Consider the following 15,589-nt stretch of genomic DNA (forward strand, 5'->3'; position numbering starts at 1 on the left):
GTTTCTCCTCGGTGCGCATTGAAAAGCCTTCAGGCGAGCTGACAATGAGACCTCGTCTTAGCGCTCTTTCACGGTGATCTTCGCGACGGCGGCCGCTCTATCCCGGAGCGCAGTCTGGCTAAGTGTCCAGGCATCTTGCTCGATGAAGAATATGCGCCGCAGCCAAGCCAATACCAACCGCCGGGTCGCCTCCAGCGCATCGGGATCTTCTGCCTCGGTCTCTTTCGCGTCGAGCCCCGCGATTCCGCCAAGCCCATGGCCCACGCCACTGATTGTCAGCAGGGCATCGGCCCCCGGCGCGTCGTGGAAGGCATCCGCGTGCCACTCGGGGCCGCGTGGCGTGAAATGCGGGTCATCTTCCGCGCCGCAGACCACGAGGGTGGGTAATTCGATGCCGCTGAAATCCACATCGAAAAAGGGAAAGCGCCGAGCATGATCGGGTGTCAGATCGGCGCCGCCACGCCCTGGAGTTGCCAGCAGGACACCCGCGCGGATGCGCGGATCAGAGAAATCCTCCCCATACAAACGTCCGCCAAGTAGCAGGCTGCAGGTGTGGCCGCCGAAGGAGTGGCCCGCTACGGCGATCCGGTCGTGATCCAGCCGTCCTGAGATGGCGGGAGCCTGCCGCTCGATCTCGGCCAACTGGTCGACGATGGCACGCATCTCGAGCACACGCTCGCGCCAGTAGAAGGGGCCTTCAGGTCGGTCGGGGTCAAGTCCGCCGACCCGTGAACTGGCGTGTGTCGGTTGAATGACGGCTATGCCCCGTTCGGCCCAGAACTGGGCGAGCGGGGCATAGCCGTCTTTCGAGGGGATATAGCTCGATGGACCAAAGCCGTGCGACAGGATCACGATCGGTATGGCGTCCCCGGTTGCTGGCGCGGTAAGGCGCAGCTCCAGGGGGTGGCGGCCAGGCATCTTCAGGCAGATCGGCGTGTAGGCCACTGTCAGGGCGGGATCCGGCGTCGGCAGTGCGCGGGACAGGTTGATCAGTCGGTTCATCTATTAGCCTCCTTGTTTGATGAGCAGGAGAGTATAGACAGCGATTACCCGTTCATGCGATACACAAATGTCCAAATTCTTTCATCAAGAGTCCAAAATATGCCCGATGGTATCGAAGACCCTCTGTCCAGTGTCGTCACGTTGCTCAAACCGTCGGTGTCTATCTCGAAGATGGTCGAGGCGGGTGGCCAGTGGCAGGTCGAGCGGCATGACATGGCCAGCCCCTTTTATTGTGCGATGGTCGAGGGGGGATGCCGGGTTGAGGTGAGCGGTCGCAAGCCGGTTACGCTGGCGGCCGGAGACTTCGTCCTGATCCCCGATCTGCATGACTTCAGCATGACCAGCGAGGTGCCGCCGGAACCCAGGGGGCCAGACCGGCCGCTGGAAATCGAACCCGGGCGGGTTCGCCTCGGCCCGGCGGACGCCCCCGTGGAGATGCGCGCGCTAGTTGGGCATTGCCGCTTCGATACACCCGCGAGCGACTTGCTTGTGTCACTGCTGCCCGAGATGATTCATGTCTCTGGGCACGATCGCCTGATGGCCCTGGTGCCGGTGATTCACGATGAGACCCGCGCCGACCGGCCGGGGCGTGAGCTGATCCTCCAGCGGCTTCTAGAGGTGCTGCTTATTGAGGCGCTCCGCTCGGGCCCTACCGTGAATATGCCGCCGGGGCTACTGCGCGGGCTGTCCGATCCGCAACTGGCCGCCGCCTTGCAGCGCATTCACGCGGACGCGGGTGGCGAGATTTCCGTCTCAGGGCTGGCGCAGGACGCGGGTATGTCCCGCTCCGGATTTTTCGAGAAGTTCCGGAAGGAAATTGGACGCGCGCCGATGGAATACGTAACGGATTGGCGCATGGCCATCGCTAAGACGCTGCTACGGCAGGGCAAACTTACCAACACGGAGATCGCCCTGCGGGTCGGCTACGGATCTGCCAGTGCCTTCGGGATGGCATTTGTTCGGCACGAGGGCTTTTCTCCCGGTGCGTTTGCAGGCAAGCAAGGCCGTAAGAGAGGTACAAAGGGAGTGTCTTGAAGACGACAGTGGCTATGATGTACAGGTTGTTCCCACTCATGGAGCAATGCTGTGTTGGGACTCAAAGTGCGAATTCACCGCGAACAGGCTGAAACACTGCTCCTGGATCTAGAGTCCTCATTGAACTTGGCATGGCAGGTTGCTGAACTTTTGCTGTCAAAGATGGTACAAACTGGCCCACTGCAGGGCAGTGGGCCAATGGGGGAGCGATCAGTTTTGAAGGAAATTGAGCAGATCCTGGTTGAGCCGGTTTTTATGTGTATCGGTCAAACCGTGTGGGGCTCCCTCATATACAATTAACTCCGCGCCGTCTACCAATGCCGCAGACGCTTGCCCAGAAATGTCTAAAGGTACGATCTGGTCGTCATCACCATGGATCACCAGGGTGGGAATATCGAATGCCGCCAAGTCTTCACGGAAATCAGTGGCCGAGAATGCGGCGATGGAGTCATAGGTATTTTTATGGCCGCCTTGCATTCCTTGTGCCCAAAATGACTGGATCAGGCCTTGGTTGGGTTCCGCGTCTGGGCGGTTAAAGCCAAAGAAAGGCCCTGATGCAATATCCAAGTACAGTTGGGAGCGATTGTTTAGAGAAGCTTCACGGATACCATCGAACACATCGATAGGTAGTCCATTAGGATTGTCAGGTGTTTGCAGCATTAGTGGAGGAACCGCTGAAACCAGGACGGCTTTAGCGACGCGATCTGTTCCGTGCCGGCCAATGTAGCGAGCCACTTCTCCGCCACCCGTCGAGAAGCCGACGAGTGTGACATCGTTCAGGTCAAGGGTGTTGATGACCGTGGCCAGGTCGTCAGCATAGTGATCCATATCATTGCCATCCCAGGGTTGGCTGGAACGTCCGTGACCGCGGCGGTCATGAGCGACAACGCGATATCCTTCTGATGCCAGGAAAATCATCTGCGCTTCCCAGCTGTCCGAATTGAGCGGCCAACCGTGACTGAAGGTGACCACTGGGCCATCTTCAGGTCCCCAGTCTTTGTAATACAGTTCTACCCCGTCAGCCGTTGTGATAGTGCTGGCGGTTTGTTCAGCGTTGAAGGCTTTTTGGGCATCTGCAGCGTAGGCGTTTGAGCCAATTTGAAGGCCTAGTGCTAGCACTGTAGTGGTCAATGTGCGGTTTAGTTTTTTCATGATGTCGTTTCCTGTTCTCGCGGTTGAGTAGTGGTGGTGGTGTTTATTCGGTGATGGTGAGTGTGACGTCGATGTTATTGCGCGTGGCGTTGGAATAAGGGCAGACGATGTGGGCCTGATCGACTAACGTTTGTAAAACGTCGTTGGGCACACCTGGCGCCGCAATCGTTAATTCAGCTTGAATTCCAAAGCCGATAGGTATCTGGCCAATACCAACTTTTCCGGTGACAGACGTGCTTTCAGGAAGGCTGATTTTTTGCTTGCCCGCCACGAATTTCAGGGCGCCCAGAAAGCAGGCTGAATAGCCAGCGGCGAACAGCTGCTCAGGGTTGGTGCCGTCTCCACCCGCACCGCCCAGTTCGCGTGGCGTGGAAAGCTTGACGTTCAAAGCGTTATCGGAAGAGGTGGCTTGGCCTTCGCGTCCACCTGTGGCTGAGGCAGTAGCTGTGTAAAGAATTTTTTCGATAGTCATGTCTAGTTTTCTCCAAAGCAGTGGTTGATCCGAAAACAAATGTTGTCCGGTGATAGGCATTCTGCCTGCTATAATTGGACGATTGGTGATCTATAATCTCGATAAATTGATTTGGAGTATCAAATGGTCGATAGGTTAGCGACTCTGATGGAGCACTTTTCGGTAACGGCTCAGGTATTTCACGCAGGGGCTTTATGCGGTACCAATACATTGGAAGCCGATGGGGTATCAGGGCAGATGCACTTGGTGCGGCGTGGAACGGTTAAAGTGGTACACCACGATGGCTCTCTGAGCATTACGCAGCCCAGTTTGTTGCTCTATGCCCGGCCAATGACACACCGTTTCATGACCGATCCTGAACAGGGTGCCGACATGGCCTGTGCTAGCTTACGTTTTGAGGGAGGCGAGCAGAATCCAATTGCGGCAAGTTTACCTAACGTTGTGTGTTTGCCTTTGGACTCCATTGCTGGTGTAGCGCAGGTTCTCGATCTCCTTTTTGACGAGGCGTTTACGCAGCGATGCGGCCGAGTTGCGGTGGTTAACCGTCTGTTTGAAGTAGTCATGATCCAGATATTGCGTCAGTTGATGGAAAATAACGATGTGAAGGGGGGGATGCTGGCGGGCCTCTCACACCCACGCTTGCGCAATGCACTTGTTGCCATGCATGAAGAACCAACAAAAACATGGACGCTGGAGGTACTGGCGGAACGGGCAGGTATGTCGCGCAGTGTGTTTGCTTCCACCTTTCGCGACGTTGTGGGTGATACGCCGGGTCAGTATCTGCAAGGGTGGCGTATCAGGATGGCACAGCAGGCGTTGAAGCGCGGCCGGCCGATCAAGATTATTGCCGGTGAAGTGGGTTATGGAAGCGAAGTGGCCTTATCGCGCGCTTTTAAAGCCTATACGGGAATGTCACCAAGACAATGGCGAGAAGCGCAAACTGCCACTCTGTGAGATTTGATCGCTCAGCTCCAGACGAAGTATAAATACTAGGCAGACTCGCTGGCATCAATAACCGTCCCGATCACGGTATGTCGACCGATTTTCGGTAGAGGCAGGCTGCTCCTTATCAAAGGCACGACGGTTCTCTTCAATTTGTGGCCAGTGAATGCGTATCCATGAAGTAAAGCCCTCTAGAGCGGTCAGCATACTGGCGCTCATCTCAGACAGCTCATACTCCACACGTGGTGGCACTTCAGGGAAGTAGTGACGAATTACGGCGAAGTCCGGCTCGGGTGATTCGTTTTTTAGCGCTACTCTTTGTTACGGTATAGCACCATACCACCGTGATAGAGCACGCCATCAATAAACTCGCCATCAGCGGTAAAACCGGTGTCGTCCCAGTATTCGATATAGTTACCTGTCACCTGATAGCGGCCCTGATAGGCGCTTTCACGCTCACCACGGGCTTCATCGTAACGATTGTTGGGTAAAAGTTCGTGGCGTATTTGGCCATCTTTAGTTACCCACATGCCAACATACGGGTGTTCTGCCATAGCGTTATCTCCTATGTTCGGGGCTGTTTGAGCCGTAGTGGTGGCGGGGAAAATAGTGATAATGCCAGCAACGACTATCGCACGTTGCCAGTAGATAGGAAGCTTGGTGTCTTGCATGTAAGGTCACTCGCTTTAAATGCCACATTTGCTTGAATAGCTCGGACACATATTCATACGGAGTTACAGGCTCGCTGTAGGTCGTACCACTATGTCGCTGGTATCAACGTCGTCCGGTTAATAAAACAACTTTTGATACGAAGTTAGTTGAAATTGTCATGTGTTAATCCGCACAATGAAAAATACTTGGAGAAGTTTAACTAGCGGGAGCAATCGCTCATAGAGACAATTCTATTGCATCCTTGCCTAATCCTATTATTAAAATAAGGGTGAGCGAGGGCGTTCCACCGTGGTGATGACCAACGCCCGGTTATGAATGGTGCAAATCCCTATGGCTATTAACCTGTCTAAGTTTGCTACTATGTTAATACCTATATAGCTTTACTCGCTGAAGCCATGCGCGCGCTGGCGGAGGTATATAAACGATGTCGTATGAAATCATGCTAAAGCGTATATATGCGCCGATAGAGGAGCACAACGGCACTCGGGTGTTGGTTGATCGGTTATGTCCTAGCGGGTTGTCTCCCAGTTTACTGGCGCTGAATGAGTGGTACCCGGAGATAGCGCCTGCATCTCAATTATGTCGTCAGTATCGACAGCAAAAAATCAGTAAATCACTCTTTCTTGAGCGCTACAGGAGTGAGCTGAAGGCATGTCCTGATAAGCTACTGCCTTTAATGAGATTCGCACGAGCGGGGCGAGTTACCCTACTAACCGCCGCTCGTGAAATTGAAGATTCCCACCTTCCAGTAATCAAAGAGCTGGTGCTATCAGCGCTCGAAGAGGAAGACGCCAGTGATCGTGAATTTTGCTCATCGCCCTGCCTGGCGCACACATTACCCACTTCTCAACGTTAGACCGTTTGCTTCACGCGTCATCATTGGGCTTGACGATGAATGGGTTGGTGCCAGTGCGCCTAATATTCATGGCTTAATAAGCCCAGATAACAGCAAACAAAATACCCCACCCCAGAGCACTGGCAGCTATGATTGTGTAAGTGGCTGAGATCGTAGCAACATCAAATTCTTGATGGGTACAGAGTGCTTGTAAGCCGTGGTAAATCAAGCTGCAAGAGATGCCCAGCCCGCTAAGTATAACCACTACGTTGAAAAGTAAGCTGGGTACCAATAGTGCCAATGAAGCGACGAATAACGGTATTGGTGCAAGTGTGGCAAGTAAATAGGCATCTTGATATCTGATAGATAGCTCTTCAGTTCCATTGACTACAGCGTAGATTACCCAGCCAATAACGAAAAAACTCAATATCTCTGCTAGGAAAATAATTGTCGTGATAAAACGCCACTCTCGGTCAGCAAAGCCCGCCATAAATGCATCGCCGTAATGGGTGCCCGCATAATAGAGCATTACTGGCGGCAAGAGGGACATGGGTAACACCACCAGCCACGCTAGTAAAGGAATGGAGGGGGAGGAAGCCTGTAGCTCTTTCCAGCCTTCACGATGGTTGAATGGTAATTTGAGAAAAGTGAGTGCTCTCATTTCAGATCCCCCCTGCAGGTGTAATCTCAATGGTTATTTGTATCATGGTGTGATATTGTATTTTTTTAAAGCGCTCTAAATTGGCGAGTCAGCAATAGCCGAGTATGTGGTAAAGAGAATTGGAAAAATGAATAACCCTCAGACACTTGATAAAAGCGACTTTGAGCGGCTGTCGCAATTTCGTTACCGGTTGCGTTGCTTTCTTCGCCATAGTGAAGATATCTGTCGCCGCTATGGGCTGACGCCCTTGCAGTATCAACTATTGCTACATCTTCGTGGTTTCCATGGAAGAGACTGGGCGACGGTGGGGGAGCTAGCGGAACGGCTTCAATCAAAACATCATGGGGTGGTGGCGCTAGTTGACCGCTGTGAGCAGCTATCATTGGTTGTGCGGCGGCAAGGGCGTGAGGATCGCCGCCAAATAGAAGTGCATTTATTGGAAGAGGGCGTGAATCGGGTAACGCAAATCGCTGAAGCTCATCAACCTGAGTTGCGTCATTTGCAGGAAGAGACGCCATTTCCGGGTTGGCATAAGTCCACTTAATGCAGAGCTTAAGAAGTTGGATATAGCCAATATACATCGAATGTCCTCATTAATAATGCTTGGTTCGATTGCTGTGTTTAGCTCTTAAGTGTGGTGTGTGGCATTTAGTTGCTGTACTTCTATACTGTGAACTTCAATTTATCGTTAAGGTATTGCACTATGACAAAGCATGATTTGCCATCTGGAGCTGGAGATGTCGCAAACCAGTATCCTGAGATATGGGAAGCTTATGCCGCTTTGGGCAAAGCCTGTGCTGAAGCTGGGCCGCTTGATGAACGTAGCCGACGCTTGATAAAACTCTCGCTGGCCATAGGGGCACGCTCCGAAGGGGCCGTTCACTCCCATGTGCGTCGTGCCTTGGAGGAAGGCGTGAGTGCCGAGGAACTGAAACAAGTAGCCATGTTAGCGATTCCTACCACCGGATTTCCGACTGCTGTGGCGGCCTTAACCTGGATTGAGGACATCACGGATCCTGATTAAGGGCGCTCTGGGGGCGCTCTTCTGAATCTAGAGGCACTGTCCGGATCCAATCGACGCGAACAGTGCCGTGATGCTACAGATGTTCCGACCGTTCAGTGCTTGGCGTTCTGAAGAGCCTGTTCTTCGATGTCTCTATCGACTGAAGAGACGTAGTATTCGTCATCGAAAGCGCCTTCTGGCTCCTTGAGCCACACTAGGCAGATAACCCAACTAATGAAGGCGCCGGTCGCGATGATGTAGAAGAACTGCGACGGTGTGACAAACGTAAAGATGGTTAGGTAAATCACCGCGCCAACATTACCGTAGGCGCCGGCCATGCCCGAGATTTGCCCAGTGATGCGGCGCTTGATGGAGGGAATGATACCGAAGGTTGCCCCCTCAGCCCCTTGCACGAAAATCGAAGTGCCGATGGTCACCGCAATGGCCAGAATGAGTGGCCAACTCGAATTGAGCATGGCCATTAGCAAGAACCCAACGCTAATGCCAAACATGTAGCACAGCATCACAAAGCGCCGGTTACCCATGCGGTCGGAAACCATGCCGCCCATGGGGCGCGCCACCAGATTGACGAACGCGAATGACGCAGCGATCAGGCCGGCCGTAGCGGCATTCAGGCCCCAGGTCTCCTCAAAGAACATGGGCAGCATCGATACCACTGCGAGTTCAGCGCCGAAGTTGGCAAAATAGGTGCTGTTAAGCGCTGCCACACTGTTGAACGAGTATTTATCATCTTCGGGTACCCCCTTACGCAGGATCGGTAGATTGACTCTTAGGATCTGGACAATTTGATAGATAACGATCGCGATAATGGCTAGATAAGCGATGGTTGCACCAGTAACTGATAAATAGCCCATATACTGGATACGCCAGACCAGGATGGCGAGTACGCCGACCAGTGGGATGGTCCAGATGATCAGCTTGATCATATCGCCCCAGGAGCTCACTTCCATGGCAGCGGATTTGCGTGGCTTGCGGTGGGCCTGGGCATCCGGGCCATCGGTAATCGCGAACCAGTAGTAAACACCGTAAGCGGCCATAACAATAGCGCTCTGGGCGATAGCCCAGCGCCAGCCATCGGGGCCGCCATACATGCTCAGGGCGATGGTCGGCAGCGACATGGCCGCGACGGCAGAGCCGAAATTACCCCAGCCAGCGTAGAAACCTTCAGCGAAGCCAATGTCCTTGGGCTTGAACCACAGCGCCGTCATGTGGATACCCACCACGAAGCTGGCACCAATCGAACTCAGTACTAAGCGCGCCACCAACAGCTGCGTCATGCTGTTACCGAAAGCAAACGCCAGTGCCGGTAGTGACATAGTTACCATAAGCACCGAGAACACCCGTCGCGGGCCGAACCGATCCAGTGCCATGCCAACGATGATGCGGGCAGGAATGGTCAAGGCGACGTTGCAGATGGCGAACAGCTTGAGATCATCCGTGGTCAGCCAGTCGACGCTCTTGAGCATGCTCGACGCGAGCGGCGCCATGTTGAACCACACGTAAAAGGTAATAAAGAAGGCAATCCAGGTCAGGTGCAAGGCCCGAATTTCGGGGCTGCGAAACTTGAATACAGCGGAAACTTTCATGGTCGTATCGTCCTGTGTCCCAAAGGTGGGCTGTACCAAAGGAGGTGTAGAGGCTGCTCAAGGGCTGGGTAGGATTAACAAGGGACACTCGGCGCGCCGGGCCAGGAACGAGCTGACGCTGCCGAAAGTCATGTAGTCGAGTTCATCAACAAAATAAGTCAACGACTTGGCGATGATGCCGCCGTCCGGCTGATGGCTATGGCGGGCAATGACCAGTAGGTCTGGCGAGAGTTTGCGAGTGGCCTGAAGCAGCATCTTGCGTGCATCCCCCTCGGCTAGAAGTTGCTCGGCTTGGAAGCCCTCGCCGATGGCGAATGCCACACCCTCTTGAAGGTGCCGTTTAACCTCATCGTGCTCCTGCTGAAAAAGCGCCTCGTTGTTATCGGTAGCGTCGAGTGGATTCTCCACCACGCCGACCAGTACCAGCAGAGGTTGGTTACAGCGGAACATGTTGACGACCTGAGCGAGAGCCAGCTTGGCGTTTCGCGAACCGTCATAGGCGATCATGATTTTCATGGTGTCCTCCCGCATTGGGGTAGGGGGTGAAGACCCGGAGCTTGGCTCCGGGCGTAAACAAGCAAGCCCTATTTAGGGGTTCTTAACGTAGGCACCTTTGCGTAGGTAGAACCACCAGTTGATGACTAGGCAGATGGCGTAGAAGACCGCAAAGCCGTACATGGCAAGTTCCGGTGTGCCGGCCTGGATTTGCTCGCCCATTACCCGCGGGGCGATGAAGGCGCCATAGGCAGCGACGGCTGAGGTCCAGCCAAGTACCGGGCCTTTCTGCTGCTGGTCGAAAATAACCCCGATGCTGCGGAAGGTAGAGCCGTTGCCGATACCACTGGCGGCGAATAACACGATGAATAGCAGCAGGAATAGCCAGAAGAATTGATTAGGATCGGTGGCGTTATAGGCCTGCATCATCACGTAGCCGGTGGCGATAGAGGCGACCACCATGACCGCAGAGATTATTTGGGTGACGATGGAGCCACCCACTTTGTCGGAGATCCATCCGCCCAGCGGACGGATCAGGGCGCCCACGAAGGGGCCTATCCAGGCCCAGGTTAAAGCGCTGGGCGCCTCTGGGTTGGCCACGCGAATCAGCGTGCCATCGGCAGTGGCTTCCATCATGTTGCCGAAGATGACGTTGATAGAGAGCGGCAGGGCTGCAGAGAAGCCGATAAAAGAGCCGAAGGTCAGAATGTAGAGGATGGTCATTGACCAAGTGTGCTTATTGGAAAATATTGCGAACTGCTTCTGGATATTAGGTTTGATGTCGCCAGGAATCAGGCGCAACAACACCAGAGTCAGAACAATGGTTAGCGGCAGGGCAACCCACATATTAAGCCAGCTGAGAGCTAGCATGCCGACGATGGCAGTTACCATGCCGACGCCGTAGAGGCCTAATATTTTGCTAAAAGCCGCCAGCGGCGAACCAGGGTTGGGCGTAATAGTGCGAAGATTGTTCATACCGAACCAACCGGCGAACGCTAATGGAACCAGGAATACAAGCCAGATAAAGCCAGCATTCTGGATCCAGGTATCGGTACCTGCCTCGATCCGGCCGATCAACGTACCGCTAGCGCTTTGCAACTCCATCGGCGAACCGGCTATAGCGCCGAAAATACCGACGGTCATTACCAGCGGGATGACAATCTGCATGGTAGTGACGCCGAAATTACCGAGGCCTGCATTCATGCCCAGGGCGTAACCTTGCTGTTTGCTGGGATAAAAAGTGGAAATGTTGCTCATTGAACAAGCGAAGTTACCGCCACCGATACCGGAAAGTAGCGCCAAAGCCTGGAATACCCAGAACGGCGTGCCTGGGTTCATCAAGGCGATACCAGTGCCGGCAGCGGGGATCATCAATAGCGCGGTGGTCAGGAAGATGGTGTTACGCCCGCCAGCGATGCGGATCATGAACGATGCTGGGATGCGCAGTGTGGCACCTGCTAGACCGGCAAGCGCCGTCAGTGAAAATAGCTGGTTAACCGTGAACGAAAAACCCAGGTTCTGCATCTGGGTGGTAATCATTCCCCACATCATCCAGACAGCGAATCCCATCAGCAGACTGGGAATGGATATCCATAGATTGCGGTTGGCAATGTGCTTGCCTTCCTGTTCCCAGAATTGGGCGTCTTCGACATTCCATTTCTCAATGTCGGCATTTCTCTTGCTCATGGCGCTTTCCCCTTGGCATCAAACCTATCTGCATCTAGCAGTTAGAAAGCAAGATACGCTGGAGGAAGAAATTGGGGAATAGGTGGAAATAGTATGAAAAACAGCGACATACCTCTTGAGAGGTAGTCGCTGAAAAGCATGGATTCATTGATTTTTAACAGAAAAAATCGAGAGGAGGTAAAGGCGGGTCAGAGCAAAAGTATTCTGGGAGTCTTTAGAGGTAACCACACAGAATCGATTAGTGATCGATACCTTCCTGGACTGCCCAGACGGCAGCTTCGACACGTGAGCGTAAGTTGAGCTTTTTGAGCAGATGCTTGACGTGAACCTTGACCGTGCCTTCGGTAATATCCAGCTTGCGTGCGATAAGCTTGTTGGAGAGTCCGCCAGCAAGCTGTTGCAGAATTTCGCGTTCACGCTGCGTTAGGCTATGAATATCCGGGGTGGTGGGGGCATTGCGCTGATTACGCAGGGCTTCAGCGAGTAGGGCGGTCAGGCTTTCGCTGATGACCATGCGCCCCAAAGCAGCCTGACGCAGTTGGCGAACCATGTCTTCAGGCTCCATATCCTTTAACAGGTAACCGTCAGCACCGTTGCGCAGTGCGGCGACAACATCATCCTCATGGTCGGAAACAGTGAACATCACCACACGGCCGCTATAGTTGGCTTCCCGTAGGCGGCGCAAGGCTTCTAAGCCATTGACGCCCGGCATGTTTAAATCAAGTAAAACCAGGTCAGGCTCAAGTTTGAGGGCCAGTGCAATGCCTTCTTCAGGGTCGCCCGTCTCGCCAACCAGTTCAAGATCGTCCTCTAGCTCAAGCAGCTGAGCGACGCCACGCCGGAGTAGCGGGTGGTCATCAATAATCATCAGGCTGGCGGGTGTATCGTTGGCGTTGGTCAGCGTCATTAAGAAGTCCCTGTACCTAAGTGAGAGTCGGAGGCAGCCGTCACAGGCTGCTGCTGAATTAAGCGAGCGGTCAACGGGGTGAAGACTATCTCAATGCTGGCCCCCCCTGTGGGACGATTGGTGATACTCAGCTCCCCGTTCAGGGTAGTGGTTCGGTCGCGTATGATCACCAAACCGTAGTGCATAGGTGGCGAGCTATCGTCTTCCAGGCCTATGCCGTCATCCTCAATACGCACTAGCAGGCGAGCATCGGCGAAGCGCACAGTGACTCCAGCCCAGTGGGCTTGGGCGTGCTTGTGAGTATTGGCCAGCGCCTCACGAATGATCTGCAGCACGTGAATTTCTTCATTGGGGTTAAGTAGGTAAGGCGGCACATCGTACTCAAGCTCGACCGTTACCTCCATGCGCTGGCTAAACTCATCGACGGTCTGGCGTAAGGCAAATTGCAGCCCCGGCCCCTCTAGTTTGAGCCGGAAGGTAGTGAGCAGCTCACGTAGCTGACGATAGGCGCTGTTTAGGCCGGTACGCAGCTCGTCGAATACCGCAGACTGCATCTCTCGGGTGGCTTCTTTTTGCTGCATGCGTTCGAGTCGAGCGACCTGCATTTTGAGATAAGAGAGCGATTGGGCTAGAGAATCGTGAAGTTCCCGCGCAATGATGGTTCGCTCGTTGATCAGCGTAACGTGCTGCTGCTCCTCGATACGTCGCTGCAGATACACCGCCGTGGCGAGCTGGTCGGCTAACATGGTGAGCAGCCGACGGGTGCTATCGTTGAGGCGCTCCTGGGGATACCACACTTCCAGGGTGCCTAGCAGCGTATCGCCTACGCTAATCGGTAGCAGTAAGCACTGTGACTGGTTATTGGACACCATCTCCAAGGGGCGAGGATCGATCAGGCAAGCGTGACACTCCTGGTCACGGCAATACTCTGGTCGGGTACGCGAGTGGGTTTCTAAAACCGGCATTTCCCGTTGGTCGAAAGGATCGTTGAGAGAAAGCCGTATTGGCCCGATATCCAGCAGCTTTTCCAGTTCGCGTAACATAGGGGCTGCGCTAGAGCAGAGATCATTACCGCCCCCATACAGCGAGCGGCTGGCATCGTGCATTACCCGCAGTGCCTGATTACTGCGTTCAAGCTCCTGCTTCTTGCGCGACACCTTGTCTTCCAATGCGGCGTAGCTTGTTGCAAGCTCCGCAGACATCTTGTTAAAGGTATGGCCCAACAAAGCCAACTCGTCGCTGCCGCGGAGTTCGGAGCGTGGCTTGAAGTTACGCTGTGCCGCCTCGCGGGCAAGAACCATCAGTTGACGCAAAGGAACTACCAGATTGAAGCGAACATCGTAGAGGGCGATCGAGACCACTATAGCGATCAGTACCAGAAAGAGCACTTGCATCATCCCCAGCAGCCGCACCTTGGCCTCAGTGCTCTCTTCCAAATAGGTCACCAGCACTTCAATGTCATTGACCATCGCCACGATCATCATTTCTAGCGTATCGAGGTCAAGCGCAGTGGCTGGGGACGGTGCCTCTAGTGCCGGACGAAGCGTGTGCTGCCAGTAGATCTGAAGTTTTTCCAGTTGACGGCGGCGCTCGTGACGATCATCGATGGGGATCGTTTGTTGAAGCGTTGTGCCATACAAACGTTGATCGAAGCTCGAAATCAGTCCTTCGAGCTGTTCTGCGCTAGTCTCCTCTGGAGCATACTCCAGGCGTTGCAGTGCCCCCATGATTTGATAGGCATTCATGCGTAGTGAGCCAGCGACATTAATCGCGGCAGCATCGCCACGGCTGCTGTTAGACATTGCCATGGTCAGGGTGATGCTGATGAGTGCCATCCCGCTAATGGCAAGTAAGGACGCAATGATGCGAGCAACCAGGGAGCGCTGAAGTAATTTCATGGCATTTCCGATAGCGCGGAAGAGGTAAGGGAGTGTGGCACTGTCTGCATTTCGATACGAGGGCTATTCCTTTGGGGTTAGCCGACCTACCTCCGATGTTTTTTGACCTACGCCCAGTATTTACAGACAATTCTTACATGTCTTCCGATGTCTTTATACCCTCGCTGGGAAACGCCATGCCATCATCTGTGCCGCCTCCCACGTTGGAGACATCAAAACAGCCAGTAAATGGTTATCAGTTGCTGGTAGCCATGCTGCTGATGCCGCTGGCAAGCGCTTTAGCGGTGGCTGGCTGGACACTTTATGCCCTGCTCGCAAAACAACCCCTCTATGTGCTGGTACCGTTGAGTAGCGGTGTGCTGTTGGCTTGGCCGGCTTGGTATATCGCCAGGCGGGGAGACACCTGCCGCTTGATGCAATGGCTATTACTGGGGCTAGCGTTGGCGCTGGGCGGGTTTGGGATGGCTAGCCGACCGTGGGAGTTTTTGTTAGTGGGGGCTGGGCTTGGACTGGGAGGTGCGGTGATTACGACGGGCATCGCCCACGCCAAAGGCTGGATGCCTGGTCGTTGGGTGAGTCTTTGTGTCGCCCTTTTTCTGGCTTTAGCGGCGGGGGTAGGGTTTTCCTTGCGGATGGCGCCTCTGGTAGTCCAAGCCTATGGTTGGCGCGCGGCGCCACTTAGCCTGTTGATCCCTCTGTTTATGGTAATGCTGCTGCTGTGGCTTTTCGTAGAGTCACCCGAGTAACGCCGCCTATGAGTCTCACCTGTTCATTCTTACCTACTCTCTCACCTTCTGATTCTAAACCACTAGCGATAAGGCCCATTTTATGACCATAGCGACGTTTGCCGATTTACTGCAGGAAGCGCGTAAACAACCTAAGCCCCAGCGCCTGCTGTTTGTGTTCGTTCGCGCAGAGCTGCCCGACTTCCCTGATGCTGATCAGCGTCGTCGCTTCGAACAGGGTGAAGGGGGTGTGTTGGTGCCTGTGGTATGCGTAGATAAGTCGACGGAGGAGTTGACCAGCATGGCGGCGTTGGTTGAGGAGTCACGCCGTACCGAGATCGAATGGGATCTAGTTTTCACAGCTGCCATGGACGACCCAAAAGATGACGCCGAGGTTGAACGGCAGCTCCAGCGTATGATGGAGTCGCTGCAAATGGGTAATATCACCGCCTATCTTGCCTTCGATCATCACGGCAATGCGCTTAACGTCGGCTAGG

18 protein-coding genes are annotated in these 15,589 nt (G+C 54.1%); 7 read left to right on the plus strand and 11 right to left on the minus strand.

The annotated features are described in order from the left end of the window. Positions 1 to 57 precede the first annotated feature (57 nt). Positions 58 to 1,002, minus strand: coding sequence for an alpha/beta hydrolase family protein (locus RO22_RS12435; RefSeq protein WP_039858433.1), 945 nt, complete (start codon positions 1,000 to 1,002; stop codon positions 58 to 60). 99 nt (positions 1,003 to 1,101) lie between these two features. Between RO22_RS12435 and RO22_RS12440 the strand changes: the two genes are divergently transcribed. Beyond that, entirely contained in the window at positions 1,102 to 2,037 is a 936-nt protein-coding gene (locus RO22_RS12440) for an AraC family transcriptional regulator (RefSeq protein WP_084625329.1), read from the plus strand. A gap of 210 nt (positions 2,038 to 2,247) precedes the next feature. Here the strand turns inward: RO22_RS12440 and RO22_RS12445 are convergent, their stop codons facing one another. Together RO22_RS12445 and RO22_RS12450 are read right to left on the minus strand one after the other, a co-directional pair. After that, positions 2,248 to 3,189: an alpha/beta fold hydrolase gene (locus RO22_RS12445; protein ID WP_009286629.1), complete on the minus strand. Its 942-nt coding sequence runs from the start codon at positions 3,187 to 3,189 to the stop codon at positions 2,248 to 2,250. A 43-nt stretch (positions 3,190 to 3,232) separates the two neighbouring features. Beyond that, a complete protein-coding gene (locus RO22_RS12450) occupies positions 3,233 to 3,661 on the minus strand; it encodes an organic hydroperoxide resistance protein (RefSeq protein ID WP_039858435.1) in 429 nt (142 codons plus the stop codon). 123 nt (positions 3,662 to 3,784) lie between these two features. On the opposite strand from RO22_RS12450, the gene RO22_RS12455 reads away from it, so the two are divergent. Then, positions 3,785 to 4,615 carry an AraC family transcriptional regulator gene (locus RO22_RS12455; protein ID WP_039858436.1) on the plus strand — a complete coding sequence of 277 codons (831 nt, stop codon included), beginning with the start codon at positions 3,785 to 3,787 and terminating at the stop codon, positions 4,613 to 4,615. Positions 4,616 to 4,669: 54 nt separating this feature from the next. Here RO22_RS12455 and RO22_RS24145 read toward each other — a convergent pair whose 3' ends face one another. Further along, entirely contained in the window at positions 4,670 to 4,876 is a 207-nt protein-coding gene (locus RO22_RS24145) for a winged helix-turn-helix transcriptional regulator (RefSeq protein ID WP_083868725.1), read from the minus strand. Positions 4,877 to 4,914: 38 nt separating this feature from the next. Next, positions 4,915 to 5,274: an Atu4866 domain-containing protein gene (locus RO22_RS12465; protein WP_081742520.1), complete on the minus strand. Its 360-nt coding sequence runs from the start codon at positions 5,272 to 5,274 to the stop codon at positions 4,915 to 4,917. A gap of 425 nt (positions 5,275 to 5,699) precedes the next feature. On the opposite strand from RO22_RS12465, the gene RO22_RS24150 reads away from it, so the two are divergent. Then, a complete protein-coding gene (locus RO22_RS24150; RefSeq protein ID WP_009286632.1) occupies positions 5,700 to 6,131 on the plus strand; it encodes a DUF488 domain-containing protein in 432 nt (143 codons plus the stop codon). Positions 6,132 to 6,204: 73 nt separating this feature from the next. On the opposite strand, the gene RO22_RS12470 is transcribed toward RO22_RS24150, so the two are convergent. After that, positions 6,205 to 6,771, minus strand: a complete 567-nt coding sequence (locus RO22_RS12470) for a YIP1 family protein (RefSeq protein WP_039858437.1) — start codon at positions 6,769 to 6,771, stop codon at positions 6,205 to 6,207. Positions 6,772 to 6,898: 127 nt separating this feature from the next. Here RO22_RS12470 and RO22_RS12475 point away from each other — a divergent pair, with 127 nt between their 5' ends. Together RO22_RS12475 and RO22_RS12480 are read left to right on the plus strand one after the other, a co-directional pair. Next, a complete protein-coding gene (locus RO22_RS12475; RefSeq protein WP_039858438.1) occupies positions 6,899 to 7,315 on the plus strand; it encodes a MarR family winged helix-turn-helix transcriptional regulator in 417 nt (138 codons plus the stop codon). A 159-nt stretch (positions 7,316 to 7,474) separates the two neighbouring features. Next, positions 7,475 to 7,795, plus strand: coding sequence for a carboxymuconolactone decarboxylase family protein (locus RO22_RS12480; RefSeq protein WP_039858439.1), 321 nt, complete (start codon positions 7,475 to 7,477; stop codon positions 7,793 to 7,795). Positions 7,796 to 7,887: 92 nt separating this feature from the next. Here RO22_RS12480 and RO22_RS12485 read toward each other — a convergent pair whose 3' ends face one another. From RO22_RS12485 to RO22_RS12505, 5 genes are all read right to left on the minus strand, one after another. Further along, on the minus strand, positions 7,888 to 9,381 hold the full coding sequence (locus tag RO22_RS12485) for an MFS transporter (RefSeq protein ID WP_041158444.1): 1,494 nt from the start codon (positions 9,379 to 9,381) through the stop codon (positions 7,888 to 7,890). Positions 9,382 to 9,438: 57 nt separating this feature from the next. Further along, positions 9,439 to 9,897 (minus strand): universal stress protein, encoded by a 459-nt coding sequence (locus tag RO22_RS12490; protein WP_022523564.1) that lies wholly within the window; start codon positions 9,895 to 9,897, stop codon positions 9,439 to 9,441. A gap of 72 nt (positions 9,898 to 9,969) precedes the next feature. Continuing rightward, positions 9,970 to 11,562 (minus strand): antiporter, encoded by a 1,593-nt coding sequence (locus RO22_RS12495; RefSeq protein WP_035558452.1) that lies wholly within the window; start codon positions 11,560 to 11,562, stop codon positions 9,970 to 9,972. A 238-nt stretch (positions 11,563 to 11,800) separates the two neighbouring features. After that, entirely contained in the window at positions 11,801 to 12,469 is a 669-nt protein-coding gene (narL, locus tag RO22_RS12500; RefSeq protein ID WP_009286636.1) for a two-component system response regulator NarL, read from the minus strand. Beyond that, positions 12,469 to 14,367, minus strand: coding sequence for a type IV pili methyl-accepting chemotaxis transducer N-terminal domain-containing protein (locus RO22_RS12505; protein WP_041158445.1), 1,899 nt, complete (start codon positions 14,365 to 14,367; stop codon positions 12,469 to 12,471). Before RO22_RS12505 ends, narL begins: the two co-directional genes overlap by 1 nt. A gap of 176 nt (positions 14,368 to 14,543) precedes the next feature. Here RO22_RS12505 and RO22_RS12510 point away from each other — a divergent pair, with 176 nt between their 5' ends. Both RO22_RS12510 and RO22_RS12515 read left to right on the plus strand, forming a co-directional pair. Continuing rightward, positions 14,544 to 15,113 (plus strand): hypothetical protein, encoded by a 570-nt coding sequence (locus RO22_RS12510; protein WP_223827952.1) that lies wholly within the window; start codon positions 14,544 to 14,546, stop codon positions 15,111 to 15,113. Between the two features lie 82 nt (positions 15,114 to 15,195). After that, positions 15,196 to 15,588, plus strand: a complete 393-nt coding sequence (locus RO22_RS12515; RefSeq protein ID WP_039858443.1) for a hypothetical protein — start codon at positions 15,196 to 15,198, stop codon at positions 15,586 to 15,588. The last annotated feature ends 1 nt before the right edge of the window (position 15,589 follow it).

Source organism: Halomonas sp. KHS3 (assembly GCF_000830495.1).
Classification (GTDB): Bacteria; Pseudomonadota; Gammaproteobacteria; order Pseudomonadales; family Halomonadaceae; genus Vreelandella; species Vreelandella titanicae.

Coding starts and splice junctions, on each gene's coding strand:
- RO22_RS12435 (WP_039858433.1), bottom strand. CDS start 1,002: ATGAACCGACTGATCAACCTGTCCCGCGCACTGCCGACGCCGGATCCC.
- RO22_RS12440 (WP_084625329.1), top strand. CDS start 1,102: ATGCCCGATGGTATCGAAGACCCTCTGTCCAGTGTCGTCACGTTGCTC.
- RO22_RS12445 (WP_009286629.1), bottom strand. CDS start 3,189: ATGAAAAAACTAAACCGCACATTGACCACTACAGTGCTAGCACTAGGC.
- RO22_RS12450 (WP_039858435.1), bottom strand. CDS start 3,661: ATGACTATCGAAAAAATTCTTTACACAGCTACTGCCTCAGCCACAGGT.
- RO22_RS12455 (WP_039858436.1), top strand. CDS start 3,785: ATGGTCGATAGGTTAGCGACTCTGATGGAGCACTTTTCGGTAACGGCT.
- RO22_RS12465 (WP_081742520.1), bottom strand. CDS start 5,274: ATGCAAGACACCAAGCTTCCTATCTACTGGCAACGTGCGATAGTCGTT.
- RO22_RS24150 (WP_009286632.1), top strand. CDS start 5,700: ATGTCGTATGAAATCATGCTAAAGCGTATATATGCGCCGATAGAGGAG.
- RO22_RS12470 (WP_039858437.1), bottom strand. CDS start 6,771: ATGAGAGCACTCACTTTTCTCAAATTACCATTCAACCATCGTGAAGGC.
- RO22_RS12475 (WP_039858438.1), top strand. CDS start 6,899: ATGAATAACCCTCAGACACTTGATAAAAGCGACTTTGAGCGGCTGTCG.
- RO22_RS12480 (WP_039858439.1), top strand. CDS start 7,475: ATGACAAAGCATGATTTGCCATCTGGAGCTGGAGATGTCGCAAACCAG.
- RO22_RS12485 (WP_041158444.1), bottom strand. CDS start 9,381: ATGAAAGTTTCCGCTGTATTCAAGTTTCGCAGCCCCGAAATTCGGGCC.
- RO22_RS12490 (WP_022523564.1), bottom strand. CDS start 9,897: ATGAAAATCATGATCGCCTATGACGGTTCGCGAAACGCCAAGCTGGCT.
- RO22_RS12495 (WP_035558452.1), bottom strand. CDS start 11,562: ATGAGCAAGAGAAATGCCGACATTGAGAAATGGAATGTCGAAGACGCC.
- narL (WP_009286636.1), bottom strand. CDS start 12,469: ATGACGCTGACCAACGCCAACGATACACCCGCCAGCCTGATGATTATT.
- RO22_RS12505 (WP_041158445.1), bottom strand. CDS start 14,367: ATGAAATTACTTCAGCGCTCCCTGGTTGCTCGCATCATTGCGTCCTTA.
- RO22_RS12510 (WP_223827952.1), top strand. CDS start 14,544: ATGCCATCATCTGTGCCGCCTCCCACGTTGGAGACATCAAAACAGCCA.
- RO22_RS12515 (WP_039858443.1), top strand. CDS start 15,196: ATGACCATAGCGACGTTTGCCGATTTACTGCAGGAAGCGCGTAAACAA.